This window comes from Cypionkella sp. PAMC25878, from assembly GCF_058135695.1.
Genome location: NZ_CM176871.1, coordinates 2,362,473 through 2,382,519, shown reverse-complemented (window position 1 = coordinate 2,382,519; position 20,047 = coordinate 2,362,473). Strand labels below are relative to the sequence as shown.

Here is a 20,047-nt window from a genome sequence, read left to right as displayed (position 1 = left end):
TCCCTAGAACAAAATACGAACATTTGTCGAGTCTCGCCTGTCGCTGATCGCCCCCGACCTGCCACCTATTCAAACTCCATGATCACTTCGTCGACCTTCAGGCTGCTGCCCGCCACCGCTTTCACCGCTTTGACCACGCCCTTGCGCTCGGCTTTCAGGATGTTTTCCATCTTCATCGCCTCAACCGTCGCCAAAGCCTGCCCCTCCTGCACCTCATCGCCGACCGCGACCATGATCTTGGCGATCAAGCCGGGCATCGGGCAGAGCAGGAATTTCGACGTATCCGGCGGCAGCTTCTCCAGCATCAGCTTGGCCAGTTCAGCCTGCCTTGGCGTGCGCACATGCACCTTCAGATCAGCGCCGCGCAGCCGCAGCCGGAATCCGCCCGAGATTTTGCCGACCTTCATCACCAAAGGCGCGCCATCAACCATGATGCTGGCCAAAGCCTGCCCCGGCACCCAAGCCGAGGTCACCCGCAGGCTGCGGCCATCTTCAAACGTCACGGTTGAGCCCGCCGGATCGGCGGCGATTTTCACCACATGTTCAACGCCTTGCAGCGTCACCACCCAATCATCACCGACCCGGCGCTCGTGGTTATCCATCGTGCCAGAAATCCGCGTGCGCCGGATTTCCGCCACCCGGTTCATCGCAGCGGCACTTGCCGCAACCCGTGCCAGTGTATCCGCGTCCAACGTGGCACCCTGGAAACCATCAGGATATTCCTCGGCAATGAACGCCGTGGTGATATTGCCGGATTGAAAGCGCGGATGCTCCATCACCGCGCCGACAAAGGGCAGGTTGTGGCCGATGCCCTCAACCTCAAACGTATCCAGCGCAAGCCGCATTTCCTCAATCGCATCCGCCCGCGTCGGCCCCCAAGTGCACAGTTTCGCGATCATCGGGTCGTAGAACATCGAAATCTCGCCGCCCTCAAACACCCCAGTGTCATTGCGCACGATGCCGCCCCGCGCCGTGGTGCCTTCCACCGGAGGCCGATAGCGGGTCAGGCGGCCAATCGAGGGCAGGAAGTTGCGGTAGGGATCTTCGGCATACAAACGACTTTCCATCGCCCAGCCGTTGATCTTCAGATCTTCCTGCTTGAACGGCAAGGGTTCGCCATAAGCCACCCGGATCATCTGTTCGACCAGATCAACTCCGGTGATCAGTTCGGTGACAGGATGTTCCACCTGCAACCGCGTGTTCATCTCAAGGAAATAGAAATTCCGGCTGCCATCAACGATAAACTCCACGGTCCCCGCCGAAGTATAGCCCACCGCGCGGGCCAAGGCGCAGGCCTGCTCACCCATCGCCTTGCGCGTCGCCTCATCCAAGAATGGCGACGGCGCTTCCTCGATCACCTTCTGGTTCCGGCGCTGGATCGAACATTCGCGCTCATGCAGATAGACGATATTGTCGTGCTTATCGCCCAAAACCTGAATTTCAATATGACGCGGCTGGGTGACGAATTTCTCAATGAAAATCCGATCATCGCCAAAACTCGCCGCCGCCTCATTCTTGGAAGACTGAAAGCCTTCCCGCGCTTCGGCGTCATCCCAAGCGATCCGCATCCCCTTGCCGCCACCGCCAGCAGAAGCCTTGATCATCACCGGATAGCCGACTTCCGAGGCGATTTTCACCGCATGTTCGGCATCATCAATCAGGCCCATATGCCCCGGCACGGTGGAAACCCCCGCAGCCATCGCCAGCTTTTTCGAGGTGATCTTATCGCCCATCGCCTCAATCGCGGGGGAAGGTGGCCCGATGAACACCACGCCCGCCGCTTCCAACGCCGCCGCGAAGTTCATGTTTTCAGACAGAAACCCATAACCCGGATGCACCGCTTCGGCCCCCGAGGCCTTCACCGCCGCCATGATCTTCTCAATGACGATGTAAGACTGCGCGGCAGGTGACGGCCCGATATGGATCGCCTCATCCGCCATCTTCACATGCAGGGCACCCCGGTCGGCGTCGGAATACACTGCCACCGTCTTGATCCCCATCTTGCGGGCAGTCTTGATCACACGGCAGGCGATCTCGCCCCGATTGGCGATCAGGATTTTCTTAAACATAGCTCTCTCCCCTTCGCGTCCGGGCCGGGACGCACAAAACAAAACGGCCAGCCGAGGGAACACCCCGACTGGCCGTCATAGCATTAGCCGCGTAAGCGGCGATTAGATCAGTAGCAGGGCGGCAGGCCGATGTTGACGCCGCAGGTTGCAGCGCCCGCAAGGCCGCCGATGACCGCACCCGTGACCGCATTGTTGTCGGTGACATCGGCAATGGCCGCGCCAGCTGCAGCGCCTGCCAACCCGCGCGAAGCCGGGTCTTGCAGACAGCCAGCCAGCGGCATGGTGAGAAGGGCGAGAAGAAGGAAAGATTTCCGCATTTTGAACTGCCTCTTTTGTTTGTTGTTCTGTGCGCAGATTCTACTGAATCTTGCAGCGATGCAAACTGAAAAAAGCCCGCCCGCGCGCAACTGGCAACAAGCCGCCAAAGCGGTGCCGCAGCCGATGCAAAAAAAGGCCTGACCCCGAAGGAGTCAGGCCAGAGGGTAGGGAAAGGGTAACAGTCTTGCCCAAGGCATTGCGGTGCAAGCAACGCCCCAAGCACAGATTGATCATCGCGCAAGCCCGCGCTTGGCGCAAAGCCTACTTCGCCCCGCCCGAAGGCTTGCGCGAATTGCTGCCAAGATGCCAAAGGCTTGCGCGGAATCATGCCTAGTCCTGATCCTCGTCGTCATCCCAGTCGCCAAAGTCCATAGGCTCGGCATCGGGGGCGAAAATCTCAGGGAACGAGACTTGTGCGACTTTAAGATTGATCTTCAGCAGCGCATCATAAGACGCTGGGTTGAACGGATCTTCAGCGGGCACCACCTCGCGGCCAAACAGCCACGACAGCCGCCCCGCATCCAGATTGCCACGCTCGAAAACGTCCTCGCCGAACTGCGCCCATAAGGCCGCCATAAAGCCCTTATCGGCCATCCGGTCAGCGTTTTTGCGATCTGCGAAACGTTCGCGTTTGATGATCTTGGCCGCGCCTTGCTTCATATTGGCGCGCCGGATCACAAACTGGAAATCAGTGCCGGTCAGGCGGCCGGGAAAACCGCGATGCTTCAGCATGATGCCACCTCTTGCGCAGAGGTGAGAGCGAAGGCGGAGCCGAAACCCCGCCCATGGCTGTTATTTGTATTTGCCGGTCTCGGTCGGCTCAACCGAAATTGGTGCCGGCGCAGGCTCCATAGGAGCCTCTTTTTTAGCGCAAGCAGCGAAAGCGCTAAGCGCGATGAAGGCAAGGATTGTTGCGGAACGCATGGGATACTCCAGTTTGCAGCGTTGATGACGCTCGCACCATAGGTGCTGGTCAGATCAAGTGCAAAGCGGTTCGCCCCCGCTAGGACAGTTGTTGCCGACGCCCCGTAAGCCGTTGCAACAGATAGAAAAAGGGCGGGCTGGGCCGTCAGGCCCACAAGCGCCCGCCCCTTAGTCTTACTTGTATTTGCCGGTGTAGGTCGGCTCGGTGGTGACAGCCGGTTGGTCCACGTAAACCACGTCTTCGGCTTTCTTAGCGCAACCTGCCACGAAAGCGACCAGGCACAGTGCCAGTACGGTAAACTTAGTGCTCGACATCCTCGACTCCATTTATTTGCTGGAGGCGTGCTTTGTGCCGCCCCCTTCTGCGAAGGAAAGGCCGCTTGGGTTCGGCCTACATGAACTCTAGCCGATAAACTGCGGAATTGACACGCAAATTGGTCAAATGCCCCAAGCTGTGGCAAGGCTACATCAGCCATCGGTTGCAAAGCGGCCCAAGCCGCTAGATTTTGTGCTTTCATCAAAAAGCCTCCCATATACAGGCGTCGCCCTCGACACGATACGCCTCAAAGAATTGAGTGGCCTCAGGAGCAGCTTCGCCAAACGGCACGTCGCGGTCGGAAAGTGAAATCACGATCTGGCTTGGCAGCGGCCCGGTTGAGGCGATACGCGGCAGAGCGAAACTCTTGCACAAATGTTCCATATCCGTCGCCGCCACCTCGAAATCCACCGATCCGGTTTGCTTGGCAATCGCGGGTGCGACAAAGCGAAACCGCGCGGTCAAGCCGTCCGGTCCCGGCGCGTTCATCACCACATCGACGAAACGCACCCATTGCCCCGAGGGCACCGGCACCACAACCGCCTCTGCACTTTCCGTTGTATTCGGATCGGTCATCGCCGCACCGCTTTTCCGCTGCCCGCACGCATTGCTGTTCTCCTTAGGTCACAGCGGAATGTTATCGTGCTTTTTCCACGGGTTCGCCAGCTTCTTACCGCGCAAGCTTGCAAATGCCCGCGCGATGCGGCGACGGGTCGAATGCGGCATGATCACTTCGTCGATAAAGCCCTTTTCGGCGGCCACAAAAGGGTTGGCGAAACGGCCTTCATATTCCTTGGTCAGCCGGGCAATGTCTTCCGATGATTTGCCGCGATGAATAATCTCGGTCGCCCCTTTTGCCCCCATCACCGCAATCTCTGCCGTCGGCCACGCATAGTTGAAATCACCGCGCAAATGCTTTGACGCCATCACGTCATAAGCCCCACCGTAAGCCTTGCGGGTGATCACCGTCACCTTCGGCACCGTCGCTTCGCCATAGGCAAAAAGCAGCTTCGCGCCATGTTTGATCACCCCGCCCAATTCCTGCGCCACGCCGGGCAGGAATCCCGGCACATCGACCAGCGTCAGGATCGGAATTTCAAACGCATCGCAGAACCGCACGAACCGTGCGGCCTTGCGCGAGCTGTCAATATCCAGACACCCCGCCAGCACCATCGGCTGATTGGCCACCACCCCCACCGATTGCCCCTCCAACCGGATAAAGCCGGTGATGATGTTGGCGGCAAAATCGCGCTGAATTTCAAAGAAATCGCCCTCATCGGCCAGCTTCTCGATCAGCTCTTTCATATCATAGGGCTGGTTCGGGTTTTCTGGGATCAGCGTATCAAGGCTGGCCTCCAACCGCGCCGGATCATCGAAGAACGGCCTAACCGGAGCCTTCTGGCGGTTGTTCAGCGGCAGAAAATCCACCAGACGACGCACCTCGGCCAAAGCCTCGACATCATTCTCAAACGCACCATCCGCGACCGATGACTTCTTGGTATGGGTCGACGCCCCGCCCAACTCCTCCGCCGTCACCACCTCATTGGTCACGGTTTTCACCACATCCGGCCCGGTGACGAACATGTAAGACGAATCCTTCACCATAAAGATAAAGTCCGTCATCGCTGGCGAATACACCGCCCCGCCCGCACAAGGCCCCATGATCACCGAGATCTGCGGCACCACGCCCGACGCCATCACATTGCGCTGAAACACCTCGGCATAGCCCGCCAGTGACGCCACGCCTTCTTGAATCCGCGCCCCACCCGAGTCGTTCAGCCCAATCACAGGCGCACCATTCTGCATCGCCATATCCATGATCTTGCAGATCTTCTGCGCATGGGTCTCCGACAAAGATCCGCCAAACACGGTGAAGTCCTGCGAAAACACATAGACCATCCGCCCATTCACCGTACCCCAGCCGGTCACGACGCCATCCCCCGCCGGACGATCCGCCTCCATGCCGAAATCGGTGCAGCGATGGGCGACAAACATGTCGAATTCTTCAAACGAGCCTTCGTCCAGCAACAGCTCAATCCGCTCGCGCGCGGTCAGCTTGCCCTTGGCGTGCTGCGCGTCAATCCGGCGCTGCCCGCCGCCCAAACGCGCCACATTGCGGCGGTCTTCCAACTGTTGCAGGATATCTTTCATCGCAGGCTCCCCCTCAAATCGCGGCCAGCATAGCGCCCCACAACCCGCCCGCAAAGCGCAACATCGAAAATATGCAAACCCTGTGAAGCGTCAGAAATGCAAATTGCAAATCTGCAAATTCATCACTTCCCGGTAATGCCCTCAATCGGCGGCAATGGCAGGGGCTGGGTGACCAAAGCCGGATCGACGCGTTCGTAAAACGCATTGCCCCCGGTGGTCAGCACATACTGCATGTTGTTGTAGCCTGCCTTGTAGGTTGCCGTATGGAAAAACTGCGCATTGCCGATCAGCGGATGCCGCTCGCCCTGCAACACCGACTCCGCCGCGTCGCGCAGCTGCGGTGCGGTGCGCGTGTTCATGCGCTTGCTCATCACCCCCGGCGCGAATTGCTTGCGCTGCCCCACCACGCCACAGACATTGCGCGGATATTTCCCCGACTCGACGCGGTTCATCACCACGCTGCCCACCGCAACCATGCCATCCCGGCTGGAGCGGTTGGATTCGAAATACATCGCCCGCTCCATACATTCGAGTTCGCTATGCCCGCAGCTTGCCAGAAGCGCCAGTGCGAAACCGGCACCGAAAAGATGCCGCGCGGTTCGGATGAGGGTCATTTTATCAGTCCTGCTCGTTTTGTTTTTTTGCAATCCTAGCGCAAAACGCGCCGGAATGCAGCGTTTTCCTTGCATCCTCACCCGACCCAGCGGCGCTTTGCGCAAGTGCAGTCACTTTTTCGCGGCGAGATAGCCTTCCCAAAGCCCCCTCCCTCAGCCTTGGTTACGCAGACCCGCACACCGGCTATAGGGTCGAAACTGATATGTGCAGGCACCTAAGCTCACGACCCGCACCCTAAGAAACACCTGTGGCGACCAACTGCCTCAAATACCGTCATTGATGGCAAACTTGGTTTTTGTTCTATATACGTCCCCGATCAGCAGAATTTGCATCCGAGAACCCCCATGCCCACCCTTCCCGTCCCTCTCATCACCATCGGCCTCTTGACCCTGTCGAACATTTTCATGACCTTCGCTTGGTATGGCCACCTCAAGCACAAATCCACCGCGCTGATCACGGTGATTTTCATCTCTTGGGGCATCGCGTTCTTCGAGTATTGCCTGATGGTCCCCGCCAATCGCGTAGGCTCCCGCATCTACAACGGCGCCCAGCTCAAAACCATTCAAGAGGTCATCACCCTCTCGGTTTTCGCCGTGTTTTCCGTGTTCTACCTGAAAGAGCCGCTGACATGGAACCACGCCCTCGGCTTCGCCTTTATTGCACTGGGCGCGTTCTTCATCTTCCACAAATGGAGCTGAGCCCTCCCTAAAGCCGCGCTCTTAGCTCATCCTCTGCGCCCAAATATCCCCGCCGGAGGCATCGCGCTATCCGCACGCACTACCCCAGAAAGCCCCGAATGCCCCACCCCAAGGCGATCTTCCTCAACCGCCAAACCCCGCCGAAAATTCTCACCCTGACCCTGCTCGCGGGCCTCTCGGCGCTGACGATGAACATCTTCCTGCCGTCGCTGCCCGGCATGGCCGCCTATTTCGACGCCCCCTACGCGCTGATGCAACTCTCGGTGGCGCTTTACCTCGCGCTCTCAGCCGTGCTGCAAATCCTGATCGGCCCGATCTCCGACCGCTACGGCCGCCGCAACACCATCCTGATTGCGCTGGTGCTGTTCCTGATCGCCACCGTCGGCACCCTCACCGCTGCCAATGCCACCACTTTCCTAATCTTCCGCATGGCACAAGCGGTGATCGCCGCAGGCATGGTGCTGTCCCGCGCCGTCGTGCGTGATATGGTGTCAGACGCCGAGGCCGCCTCGATGATCGGATATGTCACCATGGGGATGTCGCTGGTGCCGATGATTGGCCCAGTGATCGGCGGTATCCTTGATGAGGCTTTCGGCTGGCAAGCCAACTTCGGCCTGCTGCTCGGCCTCGGTCTGATCGTCTTGGCCCTCTGCTGGGCCGATCTGGGCGAGACCGCCACCCTGCAACGCCGGTCGTTCAAGGATCAGTTGCGCAGCTACCCCAGCCTACTGAAATCGCGCCGCTTCTGGGGCTATTGCGGAGCCGCCGCCTTCTCCTCGGGCTGCTTTTATGCCTTCCTCGGCGGCGCACCCTATGTCGGAACCGAGGTCTACCACCTCACCTCGTCCCGTATCGGCCTGCTGTTTGCCATCACCGCCGTCGGCTACATGGCCGGGAACTTCTTCGCCGGCCGCTATTCGGTGCGCCTAGGCATGAACAAAATGGTGCTGATCGGCACCACTGTCACCACGCTCGGCATGGCGCTGCTGGCGCTCGTCGCCGCGCTGAATCTCTCCAGCGCCGTGGTTTTCTTCAGCCTGACCATCACCATGGGGCTCGGCAACGGCATCGCTTTGCCCTCAGCCAACGCGGGCATCCTCTCGGTGCGCCCTGACCTCGCAGGCACCGCCTCGGGCCTGGGCGGTGCGATCATGGTTGGCGGCGGTGCCGCCCTTGCCGCCTTGGCCGGAGCCGTGCTGCCCCCCGGTTCCACCGAAATGCCGCTGATCCTGTTGATGCTGGCCTCTTCCGTACTCTCCACTCTCTGCATCCTTGCGGTCATTCGCCGCGCCCGCAGCTTAGGGATTGCCGCTTGACCGCCTGACTTTGCAAAGCCTACCTTGGGCTTTGCAAAGGAGTGCGCAATGGCCATCCAAAAACTCTACGCAGGTGCCAAACTCCGCGAACTCCGTGGCCGCCTCAGCCTGACCCAACGCGCCTTTTCGGATAAACTCGGCGTCTCGCTGCCCTACCTCAATCAGATGGAGAACAACCACCGCCCAGTCTCCGCCACCGTAGTCCTCGCGCTCGCGCAAGAATTCGGCCTCGACGTCACTGAACTTAACGCTGGCGAAGGCGAACGGCTGGTGTCAGATATGCGCGAGGCCCTCGCCGACCCGGTGTTCGCCAAAACCACCCCGCCCTTGGCCGATCTCCGCCTCGCCGCCTCCAACGCCCCGGCCTTTGCGCGCGCCTTTCTCGACCTGCACCGTGCCTACCGCCAAAGCCACGAACGCCTTGCCTCGCTGGATGAGGCTTTGGGCCGCGAAGACACCGCCCTGCGCGCTTCCCCGTGGGAGGAGGTTCGCGATTTCTTTCACTATTGCGACAATTACGTCGATTCCGTCGACCGCGCCGCCGAACATTTCATAACCGCTGCAGGTATCGGGAAAGACGCCCTGATCATCGCAACTGATGCGCTCAACAAACGCGGTATCAATGTTCAATTTTCCAACACTGGCCCCTTGCGTCACTTTGACCCCACCACCCGGACCCTTGCGCTTTCCGCCCGCGCCGCAAGCCCCACCCAGCGCTTTCAACTGCTCTACCAAGTCGCCCTGCAAACCCAGAACGAGCTGATCGAAGCCACTCTCGATCTCGCGCAATTTCAAACTCCAGAAGCCCGCGACATCGCCAAAATCGGCATGGCGAACTATTTCGCCGGCGCTGCCCTGATGCCCTACCGCGCCTTCTTGGAGGCCGCCCAAACCACCCGCCACGACCTCGAACGCCTCGCCGACCAGTTCGGCGCCTCCATCGAGCAAGTCGCCCACCGCCTCTCCACTCTGCAACGCCCCGGCGCGAAAGGTGTTCCGTTCTTCTTCGTCCGCGTCGATCAGGCTGGCACCATCACCAAACGCCACTCTGCCACGCGCCTGCAATTCGCCCGCTTCGGCGGCGCTTGCCCGCTCTGGAACGTCCACCGCGCCTTCGAGACCCCCGGCCATTTCCTGCGCCAACTGGCCGAAACCCCCGACGGCGTGCGCTATCTCTGCCTCGCCCGCGATGTCTCCAAACCCGGCGGGGCCTTCCTCGCCCCCGTCCGCCGCTACGCCATTGGTCTGGGATGTGAGATCAGCCACGCCTCCAGCCTCGTCTACTCCGATGGCTTAGACCTGAAGGGCCGCTTCGAGCCGATCGGCATCTCCTGCCGGATCTGCGAACGGCAAAATTGCCACCAACGCTCGGTGCCGCCCTTAGAGCGCCGCCTGAAAGTCGATCCCGACAAACGCGGATTGCTGCCCTACGACATCGCCGACTAAGCCTAACCGCAGCACGGGCAGAAATGTTGAACGCTCCGCGGGGAGTATTTAGACCAAGATGAAATACCAAGAATTTCACGTTGGCTTAAATATCCCCGCCGGAGGCATCAACAGCAAACCAAAACGCACCATTTCAAACTCACCGCGCGGCAGCGGCGGTCGCGTGCCGCCTCGATGGCGGCCAAGACCGCCCCGCCGTATCGGCAGGCCCCAAATGAAAAGACGGGCCAAAGCCCGCCTTTGCTAAATCTAAAAGCCCGCTCACCCCTTCAAATGCATCCAGACATGATCCTTCAGCGCCGCCCGTTGCTTGCGAAGAACTTCTTCCTCAGCCTCGGTCAACAGATCCAGCCGCGCCTCTGCGCGATGCACCTTGCCATTTACTGCGTCATATTCGGCCACCAGATTGGCAAAATGCGCGTCTTTCTCCTTCATCGCGGAAATCTTCACAGCGAAGTCCGGGAACTCGGCGGCCAAGCTATGCGGGGTATGCGTCATCGGGTCTCTCCTGTTATTACTACCCCAGCTTAGGCTTAACGCCACGCCACAGCTTTGACCTTGATCAAGCCCAAACAGTTAAGAAAGGCTTAAGCCAAAAATCTAACCCTTTGATAAATAAACACAGTCAAATCGGTCCATGTGAGGACCTCAGCGCTGCGACACCCGCCAGTTCTCATTGATCACTGGCTGCAAATTCGACCGCGCCAGACGCTTACCCAAGATATGATCCGCCGCCTTCTCCCCGGTCATAATCGACGGCCCGTTCAAATTCCCATTGGTGACCTGCGGGAAGATCGAGCTGTCCGCCACCCGCAGCCCCTCGACCCCAATCACCCGACATTCCTCATCGACCACCGCCAGCGGATCATCCCGCCGGCCCATCCGACAGGTCCCGCAAGGGTGATAGGCGCTCTCGACATGCTCTTTCAGGAAGACGTCCAGTTCCGCATCCGTCTGAACCCCAGCCCCCGGCTGAATCTCCGCCTTCACATGCTCTCGCATCGCAGGCTGTTCAAATACCTCCCGCGTCAGACGCACACAGGCCCGGAAATCCTCCCAATCCGATGGCTCCGACATATAGTTGAACAGGATCTTCGGTGCATCCTTCGGATTGCCTGACCGCAACGTCACCGCCCCGCGCGATTTTGAGCGCATCGGCCCGACATGCACCTGAAAGCCATGGCCCTCGGCCGCCGCCTTACCATCATAGCGCACCGCAATCGGCAGGAAATGATACTCGATATCCGGGTAATCCACCCCGGCTTTCGAGCGGATAAACGCGCAAGATTCAAACTGGTTCGACGCGCCCAAGCCCTTGCCGGTAAACAACCACTGCGCCCCGATCAGCGCCTTGCCCCACAGGTTCCAGTATTTATACAAAGTGATCGGTTTGGCGGCCTGAAACTGCATGTAAATCTCAAGATGGTCCTGCAAATTCGCCCCAACACCGGGCCGATCCGCCACCACCTCGATGCCATGCGCGCGCAGAGCCGCCGCATCGCCGATCCCCGACAGCATCAGGATCTTCGGCGAGTTGATCGAAGAGGCCGACACGATCACCTCGGCACTGGCGCGAATAACCTCGACCACACCGCCGCGCTCAATCTCGACCCCTACCGCGCGACCATCCTCAATCACCACGCGGCGCGCAAAGCCGCGCACCAGCTTCACAAGCCCGGTTTTCAGGGCGGGCCGCAGGTAAGCATTCGCCGCCGACCAGCGCACGCCCTTAAAGATCGTCGCCTCCATCGCGCCGAAACCTTCCTGCGCCTGACCGTTATAATCCTCGGTCACCGGGTAGCCCGCCTGCCGCCCCGCCTCGATGAAAGCGTTGAACAGCGGGTTCTTGCGCGGTCCCCGGCTGATATGCAGCGGGCCGTTTGAGCCCCGAAACGCCGCGTCGCCCGAGGCAGAGCCATCCGCCTCGCCGTGCCAAGTCTCCATCCGCTGGAAATAGGGCAGCACATCGGCATAGGACCAGCCCTGCGCGCCCATCTCCTCCCAAGAGTCAAAATCCCGCGCATGGCCGCGCACATAGACCATACCGTTGATGCTGGATGAGCCGCCAATCACCTTGCCGCGCGGCGTCGCCAACCGCCGACCGCCCAAGTATGGCTCGGGTTCCGACTGAAACCCCCAGTCGTAAATCCCCATATTCATTGGATAAGACAGCGCCGCAGGCATCTGGATGAACGGCCCGATATCGCTGCCGCCCTGCTCGATCACCACCACCCGCTTGCCCGCCTCGGCCAAACGATACGCAATCGCCGCCCCCGCTGACCCCGATCCAATGATCACATATTCCGCCGTCATATCTCTCTCCTGCCCGACCGAACCGGGCGCATCTTTCATTTAAACCCGCACCACCACAGCGCCCCGACGCGCCGGGGTGGGCGGGTGGGAGGCGCGTCGGGGCGCGCTTAGTAAGGCGCGTCCACCGGCCCCATGCCGACGTAGACGCTTTTCACCTGTGAATAATGCTCCACCGCCGCATGGCCGTTTTCACGCCCCACACCCGACAGCTTCGATCCGCCAAACGGCATCTCGACCGGAGTCAAATTATATGCGTTGATCCAGCACGTCCCCGCCTGCAACGCGCCGATCACCCGATGTGCCCGCGTGATATCGGCGGTAAACACCCCCGCCGCGAGGCCGAACTCGGTCGCATTGGCCCGCGCCACCGCTTCGTCTTCGCTGTCGAAATCCAGCACCGCCATCACCGGGCCGAACACTTCTTCCCGCGCAATCGTCATAGCGTCGGTCACATCCGCGAATACGGTGGGCAATACAAACGCGCCCTCAACCCCCGCCTGCCCGCCGCCGCAAATCAGAGTCGCACCTTCGGCCTTAGCCGTCTCGATATAGCCGAGCACCTTCGCAAGCTGCGCCCCAGACACCAGCGGCCCCATCTGTGTGGCTTCATCCAACGGGTCGCCCAACCGGATCGCCGCCGTACGTTCCGCCAGCCTTTTCAGAAACTTAGCCTTGATGCCTTTTTGCACAAACACCCGTGTGCCGTTGCTGCACACCTGCCCAGCGGAATAGAAATTCCCCAGCATCGCAGCCCCCACGGCATCCTCAACGCTGGCATCATCGAACACCAGAATCGGCGATTTCCCCCCGAGTTCCATCGTCACATGCCGCACGCCCTGCGCCGCCAGCGCATAAACCTTCTGCCCGGTCGACACCGATCCGGTCAGCGACACTTTCGCCACCCGCGCATCAGACACCAAGGTCGAGCCCACCACCCCGCGCCCCTGCACCACGTTGAACAGGCCCGCAGGCAACCCCGCTTCGATGAAAATCTCCGCCAGCTTCAAAGCCCCCAAAGGCGTGACTTCAGACGGCTTGAACACCATCGCATTGCCCAAAGCCAAGGCCGGAGCCGACTTCCAGCAGGCGATCTGGCTGGGGTAATTCCACGCGCCAATCCCAACACACACCCCCAAAGCCTCTCGGATCGTATAGGCAAAATCGCGCCCCAACGGGATTGTCTCACCGCCCACGCTTGGGGCAAGCCCTGCGAAATATTCCAATGCATCCGCGCCCGAGGGCCAATCGGCGACCAGCGTTTCCTGAATGGGCTTACCCGTATCCAACGTCTCCAGCCGCGCCAGTTCAGGGTTGCGCAGTCTGATCAAATCCGCCGCCCGCCGCAATATCCGCGCGCGTTCGACCGGACGCGTCGCGGCCCACGCAGCTTGCGCCCGCGCCGCACTTGCCAAAGCCTGCTCGATGACCGCCGCCGTCGCTTCGTGCAGACGCGCAATCACCGCCCCGGTGGCCGGGTAAATCACCTCGATCACCGCACCCGCAGTATCATCGACATAGACGCCATCTATGAAATGACTGGCCTTTGGCTGTGCCATCATGGGCGCGCCCCTTCCAACTTAGAATTGAGATAATTCAACGCAGTAGTAATGGCCGCCTCCCGATCCGGTGGCCCTGATTTTAACACTTCGCGCAGGTAGAGCCCGTCAATCAACGCGCCCAGACCATCGGCGATCGGCTCGGCACGATCCCCCGCCAAAGGCCGCAACCCCGCCAAAAGGTTCGACCTCAGCCGCCCCTGATACACCTTCAACAACCGCTTCGCCTCGGGCACGGTCTGCGCCAAAACCCAGAAGTTCAGCCAAGCCCCGACCGCCTCGCGCCGGAAGTTCGCCGCGCTAAACGACGCCGCCAGCACCGCGCGCAACCGGCTTTCCGGCCCTTCCGCCAGCGCCAAAGCCCCGCGTACCTCGGCGCCATAAAGCGTCAGAATGTGCCGCATCGCCGCCAAGAACATTTCTTCCTTGGAGCCAAAATAATGATGCGCCAGCGCCGAGGACATCCCCGCGCGTTTGGCGATCTGACTGACCGTCACGTCCAACGACCCCACCCGCCCGATTTCGACAATCGTGGCTTTGACGAGCGCCGCCTTTCGGATAGGCTCCATTCCAAGCTTCGGCATGTTGCGGCCCTTGATAATAATGCTTGCCAAAGGCAGCTAGCTTGAAGTTTATTGACTCGTCAATCAACAAAAACAGGGAGCCCAACATGACTCTTAAATCGACGCTGCTCGCGTCCGCCGTCACCTTCGCCTTTGCTGGCTCCGCTTTCGCGGCGGGCTGCGATAAAGTCACCTTCTCGGATGTCGGCTGGACCGACATCACCGCCACCACCGCCGCCAGCTCGCTGGTGCTAGAGGCTTTGGGCTATGAGACCGAAACCAAAGTGCTGTCGGTTCCGGTGACCTATGAAGGCCTCGCGTCCGGCGACGTTGATGTGTTCCTCGGCAACTGGATGCCGACGATGGAGAGCAACATCGCCCCCTACCGCGATGCCAAAACCGTCGATACCGTGCGCACCAACCTTGAAGGCGCGAAATATACCCTTGCGACCAACACCAAAGGCGCTGAACTCGGCATCAAGGATTTCAAAGACATCGCCGCGCATAGCGCTGATCTGGATGGCAAAATCTTTGGCATTGAGGCCGGCAATGACGGCAACAAGCTGATCCTTGATATGATCGACAAAGACGCTTTCGGTCTGAAAGCCGCCGGGGTCGAACTGGTGGAATCCTCCGAGCAAGGCATGTTGGCCGAAGTCGCCCGCGCCGATAATGAGGGCAAAGCGATCATCTTCCTCGGCTGGGAACCGCATCCGATGAACGCCAATTTCAAGATGACCTACCTCACCGGCGGCGATGATTTCTTCGGCCCGAACCTTGGCGGCGCCACCGTCGCCACCAACACCCGCGCGGGTTACGTCGCAGAATGCCCGAACACCGGCAAACTCTTGTCGAATCTGTCGTTCAGCTTGGCGATGGAAAACGAAATCATGGGCGCGATCCTGAATGATGGCACCGACCCGCGCGAGGCTGCCAAAACCTGGCTGGCCGCCCACCCCGATGTGATCGGCCCATGGCTGGATGGTGTCACCACCAAAGACGGTGGCGATGCCAAAGCCGCTGTCACGGCCGCTCTGCAATAAGCGAAACCAAGGCCCCGGCGGAAGATCGGGGCCTTTTTCTATCCAACACGGGGACGGTGAATGGAACTTCTAGGCTGGCTGACGGGCGACTCTGACTACAAGATTCCAATCGGATACTGGGCAAATGCGGTTTTCGTCTGGATGAAAACCCACCTCAGCGCGGTGTTCAACGTTATCGCCGATGCTCTGGAAGGCTTGATCAACGGTTTTCTGTGGCTGTTGCAAGCACCTCACCCCATCGTCATCATCGCGATCTTTGTGGCCCTCGCATGGGTGCTGCAACGCAATTGGAAAATCTGCGTCGGCGTCGGGCTCGGCTTTCTGTTCGTCGTCAATCAAGGCTACTGGAAAGAAACCACCGAGAGCCTGACGCTGATCCTGTCGTCCTGCGCCGTCTGCATGGCCATCGGCGTGCCCATCGGCATCGCCTGCGCCCATAACGCCAAACTGAATGCCGCTTTGTCGCCCGTCATGGATCTGATGCAGACCCTGCCGACCTTCGTTTACCTGATTCCCGCGATCATTTTCTTCGGCATCGGCATGGTTCCCGGCCTGATCGCCACGGTGATTTTCGTCCTCCCCGCGCCGATCCGGCTGACCGAGCTTGGCGTCGCCTCCACCCCCACCGCTTTGCTAGAGGCCGCAACCGCCTTTGGGGCCACCCCCAGCCAGCGGCTGATTAAAGTCGAACTGCCTTGGGCGCTGCCGCAAATCATGGTCGGGCTGAACCAAACCATCATGCTGTCGCTGTCCATGGTCGTCATCGCCTCAATGGTCGGTGCGAATGGTTTGGGCGTGCCGGTGATGCGCGCCTTGGCTTCCGTCAACGCTGCCAAGGGTTTTGAGTCCGGTTTCGTGATCGTCGTGGTCGCCATCGCTCTGCGCGCCACCTTCCAGCGCAAGGTGTAACCCATGGTAAATGCAGTAGAATTTGATCGCGTCTCCATTGTGTTCGGCGACCATCCCGACCGCGCTTTGCCCTTGATGGATCAGGGCATGTCGCGCAGCGATATTCAGACCCAAACTGGGCAAATCCTTGGTGTGCATGACTGCTCGCTGACGGTGGCCGAGGGCGAAATCCTTGTGCTGATGGGCCTGTCCGGTTCGGGAAAATCTACCCTGTTGCGCGGCGTCAACGCGCTGAACCCGGTGGTGCGTGGTGAAGTCCGGGTGTGGGACGGCGCGAAAATGGTCTCGGTCACCAAGGCCAAAGGCGAATCCCTGCGCGGCTTGCGGCTATCGAAAATCGCCATGGTGTTCCAGCAATTCGGCCTGCTGCCGTGGCGCTCGGTGCGCGACAATGTCGGCTTAGGCCTTGAACTCGCAGGGCAATCCGTCGATCAACGCCGCGCCAAGGTTGACCAACAACTGGCGTTGGTGAACCTGTCGCAATGGGCCGAGCGCAAAGTCGGCGAACTCTCTGGTGGGATGCAGCAACGTGTCGGCCTTGCGCGCGCCTTCGCCACCGAAGCCCCGATCCTGCTGATGGACGAGCCGTTCTCGGCGCTCGATCCGCTGATCCGCGCCAGGTTGCAAGACGAACTGCTTGATTTGCAAGCCAAACTGAAACGCACCATCATCTTTGTGTCACACGACTTGGACGAAGCCTTCAAACTCGGTAACCGCATAGCTTTGATGGAGGGTGGCCGCATCGTGCAAATCGGCACCGCGCGGGAGATCATCGCCAATCCGGTCAGCGACTATGTGGCGGATTTTGTGGCGCATATGAACCCGCTCGGCGTGCTGACTGCGCGGGATGTGATGCAGGCGGGCTCTTGTGACGGCGCGTCGATTGACTGCGAAATGCCCGTCAAAACCGTGATGACCCGGCTGTGCAATGACGAGCCGGAACTGAACGTCACCGAAAACGGTGCCCATATCGGCGTGATCCGAGCCGCCGGGTTGATGGCCAAACTCATCAACCCGCGCGCTTAGATCAGCTGTCTAAAACATCCTCAGAAGCGGCGACCTTGGCCGCCGTTTTCTTTGCCGCAGGCTTTTTCGCGGCCGTCACTTTCGCCGGGGCCTTAGCCGCAGCCTTCTTCGCCGCAGGCTTCTTCGCAGCCGCAGCCTTGGCCGGAGCCTTCGCTGCCGCCTTCTTCGCAGGGGCCTTCTTACCCGACTTCCCAGCCTTTTCTGCAATCAAAGCAAGCGCTTCCTCCAAAGTCACCGCTTCGGGAGTCAACTCCTTCGGCAAGGTCGCATTGACCTTGGCCCATTTGACATAGGGCCCATATTTCCCCGGCATCACCTGCACCGGCCCACCGTCAGGATGCTCGCCCAACGCCCGCAGCGGCTCCGCCACCGCAGCGCCACGCCGCCCCGCCGCCTTCAGCGCCAAAACCTCAACCGCGCGGTTCATCCCAATGGTAAAGACTTCCTCAACATCCGGGATATTGGCGTAGACCGTGCCGTGTTTGACATAAGGCCCAAACCGCCCGATCGCCGATTCGACCATCACGCCATCTTCCGGGTGCGGCCCGATCTGGCGCGGCAACGACAGCAGCTCAATCGCCCGCTCCAGCGTCAAAGCCCCCGATTCCCACCCTTTCGGCAGACTGGCACGCGGCGGCTTCGGCGCTTCTTCAGTCGCCTCGCCCTTCTGCACATAGGGCCCAAACCGCCCGGCGCGCAGGCTGATTTCCACGCCATCGGCATCGACGCCCAAAACCCGGCCATCCACCGAGCCACCCTCCTCGCCCGAAATCGGGCGGGTATAACGGCACTCTGGATAGTTGCCACAACCGATAAACGCCCCGCCAGACCGCGAGGTTTTCAGATGCAGTCGACCCGTGCCGCAGCTGGTGCAAATCCGGGGATCAGAGCCATCTTCGCGCAACGGATACAGATGCGGGCTCAGGAAATCGTCAATCTTATCCAGCACTTCGCCAATACGCAGATCCGCCGTCTCGGCAATCGCCGCCGAGAAATCCCGCCAGAACCGCGCCAGAACTTCCTTGTAATCCCGCTCACCGGCTGAGACGTCATCCAGCTGGCTTTCCAGATCGGCGGTGAAATCATACTCGACATAGCGGCGGAAAAAGTTGGTCAGAAACGCCGTCACCAAGCGCCCCTTATCCTCGGGGAACAGCCGGTTCTTATCCTTGCGGACATATTCGCGATCCACAATCGTGGTCAAAACGCTGGCATAGGTCGAGGGCCGCCCGATCCCCAACTCCTCCATCCGCTTCACCAAAGTCGCCTCGGTATAACGCGGCGGCGGCTGGGTGTGGCTTTGGCTGGCGAGAATAGCACCATCCGGGCTGATCACCGCCGAAGGCACCCGACGTAACGCCGATTTAGCCTCGATCAGATCGAAATCATCCTTGCCCACAGCGTCGGCTTGCTTTTTGAACGCCGCCTCAAAGCCACCCTTTTTCGGCGCAGCGGCCTCACCCTGCATGATCTGTGGCAAGCGGCCTTCGTCTTCGTCTTCGTCGTCGCGGCCTTCCTCGTAGACCTTCAAAAATCCATCAAACAGAACCACTTGGCCGTTGGCGCGTAGGCCCACCTGGCCATCGGCGCTGCCAATTTCCACCACCGTCCGCTCCATCCGCGCGCCAGCCATTTGGCTGGCAATGGTGCGCTTCCAGATCAGTTCATACAGGTTCTGCTGATCGCGTTCCGACAACCGCAACTCCGCCGGGGCGACGCCCATATCGGTCGGGCGGATACATTCATGCGCTTCCTGCGCGTTTTTCGCCTTGTTTTTGTAGATGCGCGGCGCGTCCGGCACATAGGCCGGACCAAAGCGTTTGCCAATTTCCGCGCGCGCCGCCGTCACTGCTTCCGGCGCCATATCAATGCCGTCGGTCCGCATATAGGTGATGTGGCCCGCCTCATACAGCCGTTGCGCCGCCGACATACAGGCCTTCGCGCCCATGCCATATTTGCGGCTGGCTTCCTGTTGCAGGGTCGAGGTCATAAATGGCGGATAGGGGGTGCGCGAAGCAGGCTTGGCTTCAACCGACAAAACGCTCAATGTTCGAGAAGTGACAGCTTGCACCGCCAACTCCGCCGCTTCCACCGTCGGAATGTCGAATTTGTCCAGTTTCCGGCCACCCAGAACCGTCAACCGCGCCTCAAATTCCTGCCCTCTCGGCGTGTTCAGCACCGCCGAAACCGACCAGAATTCCCGCGCCCGAAACGCCTCAACCTCCATCTCACGCTCAACGATCAAGCGCAGGCAGACCGACTGCACACGGCCCGCCGAACGCGAGCCCGGCAGTTTGCGCCACAGTACCGGCGACAGCGTAAAGCCCACCAGATAATCCAAAGCCCGCCGCGCGAGATAAGCGTCCACCAAGGGTTGGTCGACCTGACGCGGATGCTTCATCGCCTCGGTCACCGCCTCTTTGGTGATGGCGTTAAACGTCACCCGAGACACTTTCTTGCCCTTCTTCAGCGTGCTGGCGAGCGCCTCTTGCAAATGCCAAGAAATCGCCTCGCCCTCGCGGTCAGGGTCGGTCGCGAGGATCAGGGTATCGTCGGTTTTCAGCGCTTCAACAATCGCACGAATGTGCTTTTTGCTGTCGGCCGCCACCTCCCACAGCATGTCGAATCCGTTCTCGGTATCGACAGAACCATCCTTCGGCGGCAGGTCGCGCACATGGCCGTAAGAGGCCAAAACCACATAGTCCGAGCCAAGATATTTGTTAATTGTCTTGGCCTTAGCGGGCGATTCTACAACGACAACGGGCATGAAATTCCCTTGAAAAC

18 protein-coding genes are annotated in these 20,047 nt (G+C 60.2%); 6 read left to right on the top strand and 12 right to left on the bottom strand.

What is annotated here, in order from left to right:
• Positions 1–65: 65 nt before the first annotated feature.
• The 7 genes from ACS5RD_RS11500 to ACS5RD_RS11470 all read right to left on the bottom strand — a co-directional run bounded on the left by ACS5RD_RS11500 (position 66) and on the right by ACS5RD_RS11470 (position 6,392).
• The gene (locus tag ACS5RD_RS11500; protein WP_489931293.1) at positions 66–2,069 is read right to left on the bottom strand and encodes an acetyl-CoA carboxylase biotin carboxylase subunit; all 2,004 of its coding nucleotides are present in this window, start codon (positions 2,067–2,069) and stop codon (positions 66–68) included.
• Between the two features lie 107 nt (positions 2,070–2,176).
• Positions 2,177–2,386 carry a YMGG-like glycine zipper-containing protein gene (locus ACS5RD_RS11495; RefSeq protein WP_489931292.1) on the bottom strand — a complete coding sequence of 70 codons (210 nt, stop codon included), beginning with the start codon at positions 2,384–2,386 and terminating at the stop codon, positions 2,177–2,179.
• A gap of 331 nt (positions 2,387–2,717) precedes the next feature.
• Positions 2,718–3,119 carry a hypothetical protein gene (locus ACS5RD_RS11490; protein ID WP_054007662.1) on the bottom strand — a complete coding sequence of 134 codons (402 nt, stop codon included), beginning with the start codon at positions 3,117–3,119 and terminating at the stop codon, positions 2,718–2,720.
• 366 nt (positions 3,120–3,485) lie between these two features.
• Positions 3,486–3,626: a hypothetical protein gene (locus ACS5RD_RS11485; RefSeq protein WP_156317624.1), complete on the bottom strand. Its 141-nt coding sequence runs from the start codon at positions 3,624–3,626 to the stop codon at positions 3,486–3,488.
• Positions 3,627–3,828: 202 nt separating this feature from the next.
• Positions 3,829–4,203: a DUF6497 family protein gene (locus tag ACS5RD_RS11480; RefSeq protein ID WP_489931291.1), complete on the bottom strand. Its 375-nt coding sequence runs from the start codon at positions 4,201–4,203 to the stop codon at positions 3,829–3,831.
• Positions 4,204–4,251: 48 nt separating this feature from the next.
• Positions 4,252–5,778 carry an acyl-CoA carboxylase subunit beta gene (locus tag ACS5RD_RS11475; RefSeq protein ID WP_489931290.1) on the bottom strand — a complete coding sequence of 509 codons (1,527 nt, stop codon included), beginning with the start codon at positions 5,776–5,778 and terminating at the stop codon, positions 4,252–4,254.
• 122 nt (positions 5,779–5,900) lie between these two features.
• The gene (locus ACS5RD_RS11470) at positions 5,901–6,392 is read right to left on the bottom strand and encodes a cell wall hydrolase (RefSeq protein WP_489931289.1); all 492 of its coding nucleotides are present in this window, start codon (positions 6,390–6,392) and stop codon (positions 5,901–5,903) included.
• A gap of 345 nt (positions 6,393–6,737) precedes the next feature.
• On the opposite strand from ACS5RD_RS11470, the gene ACS5RD_RS11465 reads away from it, so the two are divergent.
• The 3 genes from ACS5RD_RS11465 to ACS5RD_RS11455 all read left to right on the top strand — a co-directional run bounded on the left by ACS5RD_RS11465 (position 6,738) and on the right by ACS5RD_RS11455 (position 9,853).
• Positions 6,738–7,091: a DMT family protein gene (locus tag ACS5RD_RS11465; protein ID WP_054007658.1), complete on the top strand. Its 354-nt coding sequence runs from the start codon at positions 6,738–6,740 to the stop codon at positions 7,089–7,091.
• 98 nt (positions 7,092–7,189) lie between these two features.
• A complete protein-coding gene (locus ACS5RD_RS11460) occupies positions 7,190–8,407 on the top strand; it encodes a multidrug effflux MFS transporter (RefSeq protein WP_054007657.1) in 1,218 nt (405 codons plus the stop codon).
• A gap of 48 nt (positions 8,408–8,455) precedes the next feature.
• Entirely contained in the window at positions 8,456–9,853 is a 1,398-nt protein-coding gene (locus ACS5RD_RS11455; protein ID WP_489931288.1) for a helix-turn-helix domain-containing protein, read from the top strand.
• Positions 9,854–10,114: 261 nt separating this feature from the next.
• Here ACS5RD_RS11455 and ACS5RD_RS11450 read toward each other — a convergent pair whose 3' ends face one another.
• The 4 genes from ACS5RD_RS11450 to betI form a co-directional block, all read right to left on the bottom strand.
• Complete coding sequence (locus tag ACS5RD_RS11450; RefSeq protein WP_489931287.1) at positions 10,115–10,351, bottom strand: HP1242/YdcH family protein; 237 nt, start codon at positions 10,349–10,351, stop codon at positions 10,115–10,117.
• Between the two features lie 150 nt (positions 10,352–10,501).
• On the bottom strand, positions 10,502–12,166 hold the full coding sequence (betA, locus tag ACS5RD_RS11445; protein ID WP_489931286.1) for a choline dehydrogenase: 1,665 nt from the start codon (positions 12,164–12,166) through the stop codon (positions 10,502–10,504).
• Positions 12,167–12,273: 107 nt separating this feature from the next.
• Positions 12,274–13,725, bottom strand: a complete 1,452-nt coding sequence (gene betB, locus ACS5RD_RS11440) for a betaine-aldehyde dehydrogenase (protein ID WP_489931285.1) — start codon at positions 13,723–13,725, stop codon at positions 12,274–12,276.
• On the bottom strand, positions 13,722–14,306 hold the full coding sequence (gene betI / locus ACS5RD_RS11435; RefSeq protein ID WP_156317622.1) for a choline-binding transcriptional repressor BetI: 585 nt from the start codon (positions 14,304–14,306) through the stop codon (positions 13,722–13,724). The genes betB and betI overlap by 4 nt, the downstream gene beginning before the upstream one ends.
• A gap of 86 nt (positions 14,307–14,392) precedes the next feature.
• Between betI and ACS5RD_RS11430 the strand changes: the two genes are divergently transcribed.
• Genes ACS5RD_RS11430 through choV form a run of 3 tightly spaced genes read left to right on the top strand, consistent with a single transcriptional unit; the run spans position 14,393 to position 17,263 of the window.
• Entirely contained in the window at positions 14,393–15,328 is a 936-nt protein-coding gene (locus ACS5RD_RS11430) for a choline ABC transporter substrate-binding protein (RefSeq protein WP_489931284.1), read from the top strand.
• 60 nt (positions 15,329–15,388) lie between these two features.
• Positions 15,389–16,237, top strand: coding sequence for a choline ABC transporter permease subunit (choW, locus tag ACS5RD_RS11425; RefSeq protein ID WP_489931283.1), 849 nt, complete (start codon positions 15,389–15,391; stop codon positions 16,235–16,237).
• A 3-nt stretch (positions 16,238–16,240) separates the two neighbouring features.
• Positions 16,241–17,263 carry a choline ABC transporter ATP-binding protein gene (choV, locus tag ACS5RD_RS11420; RefSeq protein WP_489931282.1) on the top strand — a complete coding sequence of 341 codons (1,023 nt, stop codon included), beginning with the start codon at positions 16,241–16,243 and terminating at the stop codon, positions 17,261–17,263.
• Between the two features lies 1 nt (position 17,264).
• Here choV and topA read toward each other — a convergent pair whose 3' ends face one another.
• Positions 17,265–20,030: a type I DNA topoisomerase gene (gene topA, locus ACS5RD_RS11415; protein WP_489931281.1), complete on the bottom strand. Its 2,766-nt coding sequence runs from the start codon at positions 20,028–20,030 to the stop codon at positions 17,265–17,267.
• Positions 20,031–20,047 lie beyond the last annotated feature (17 nt).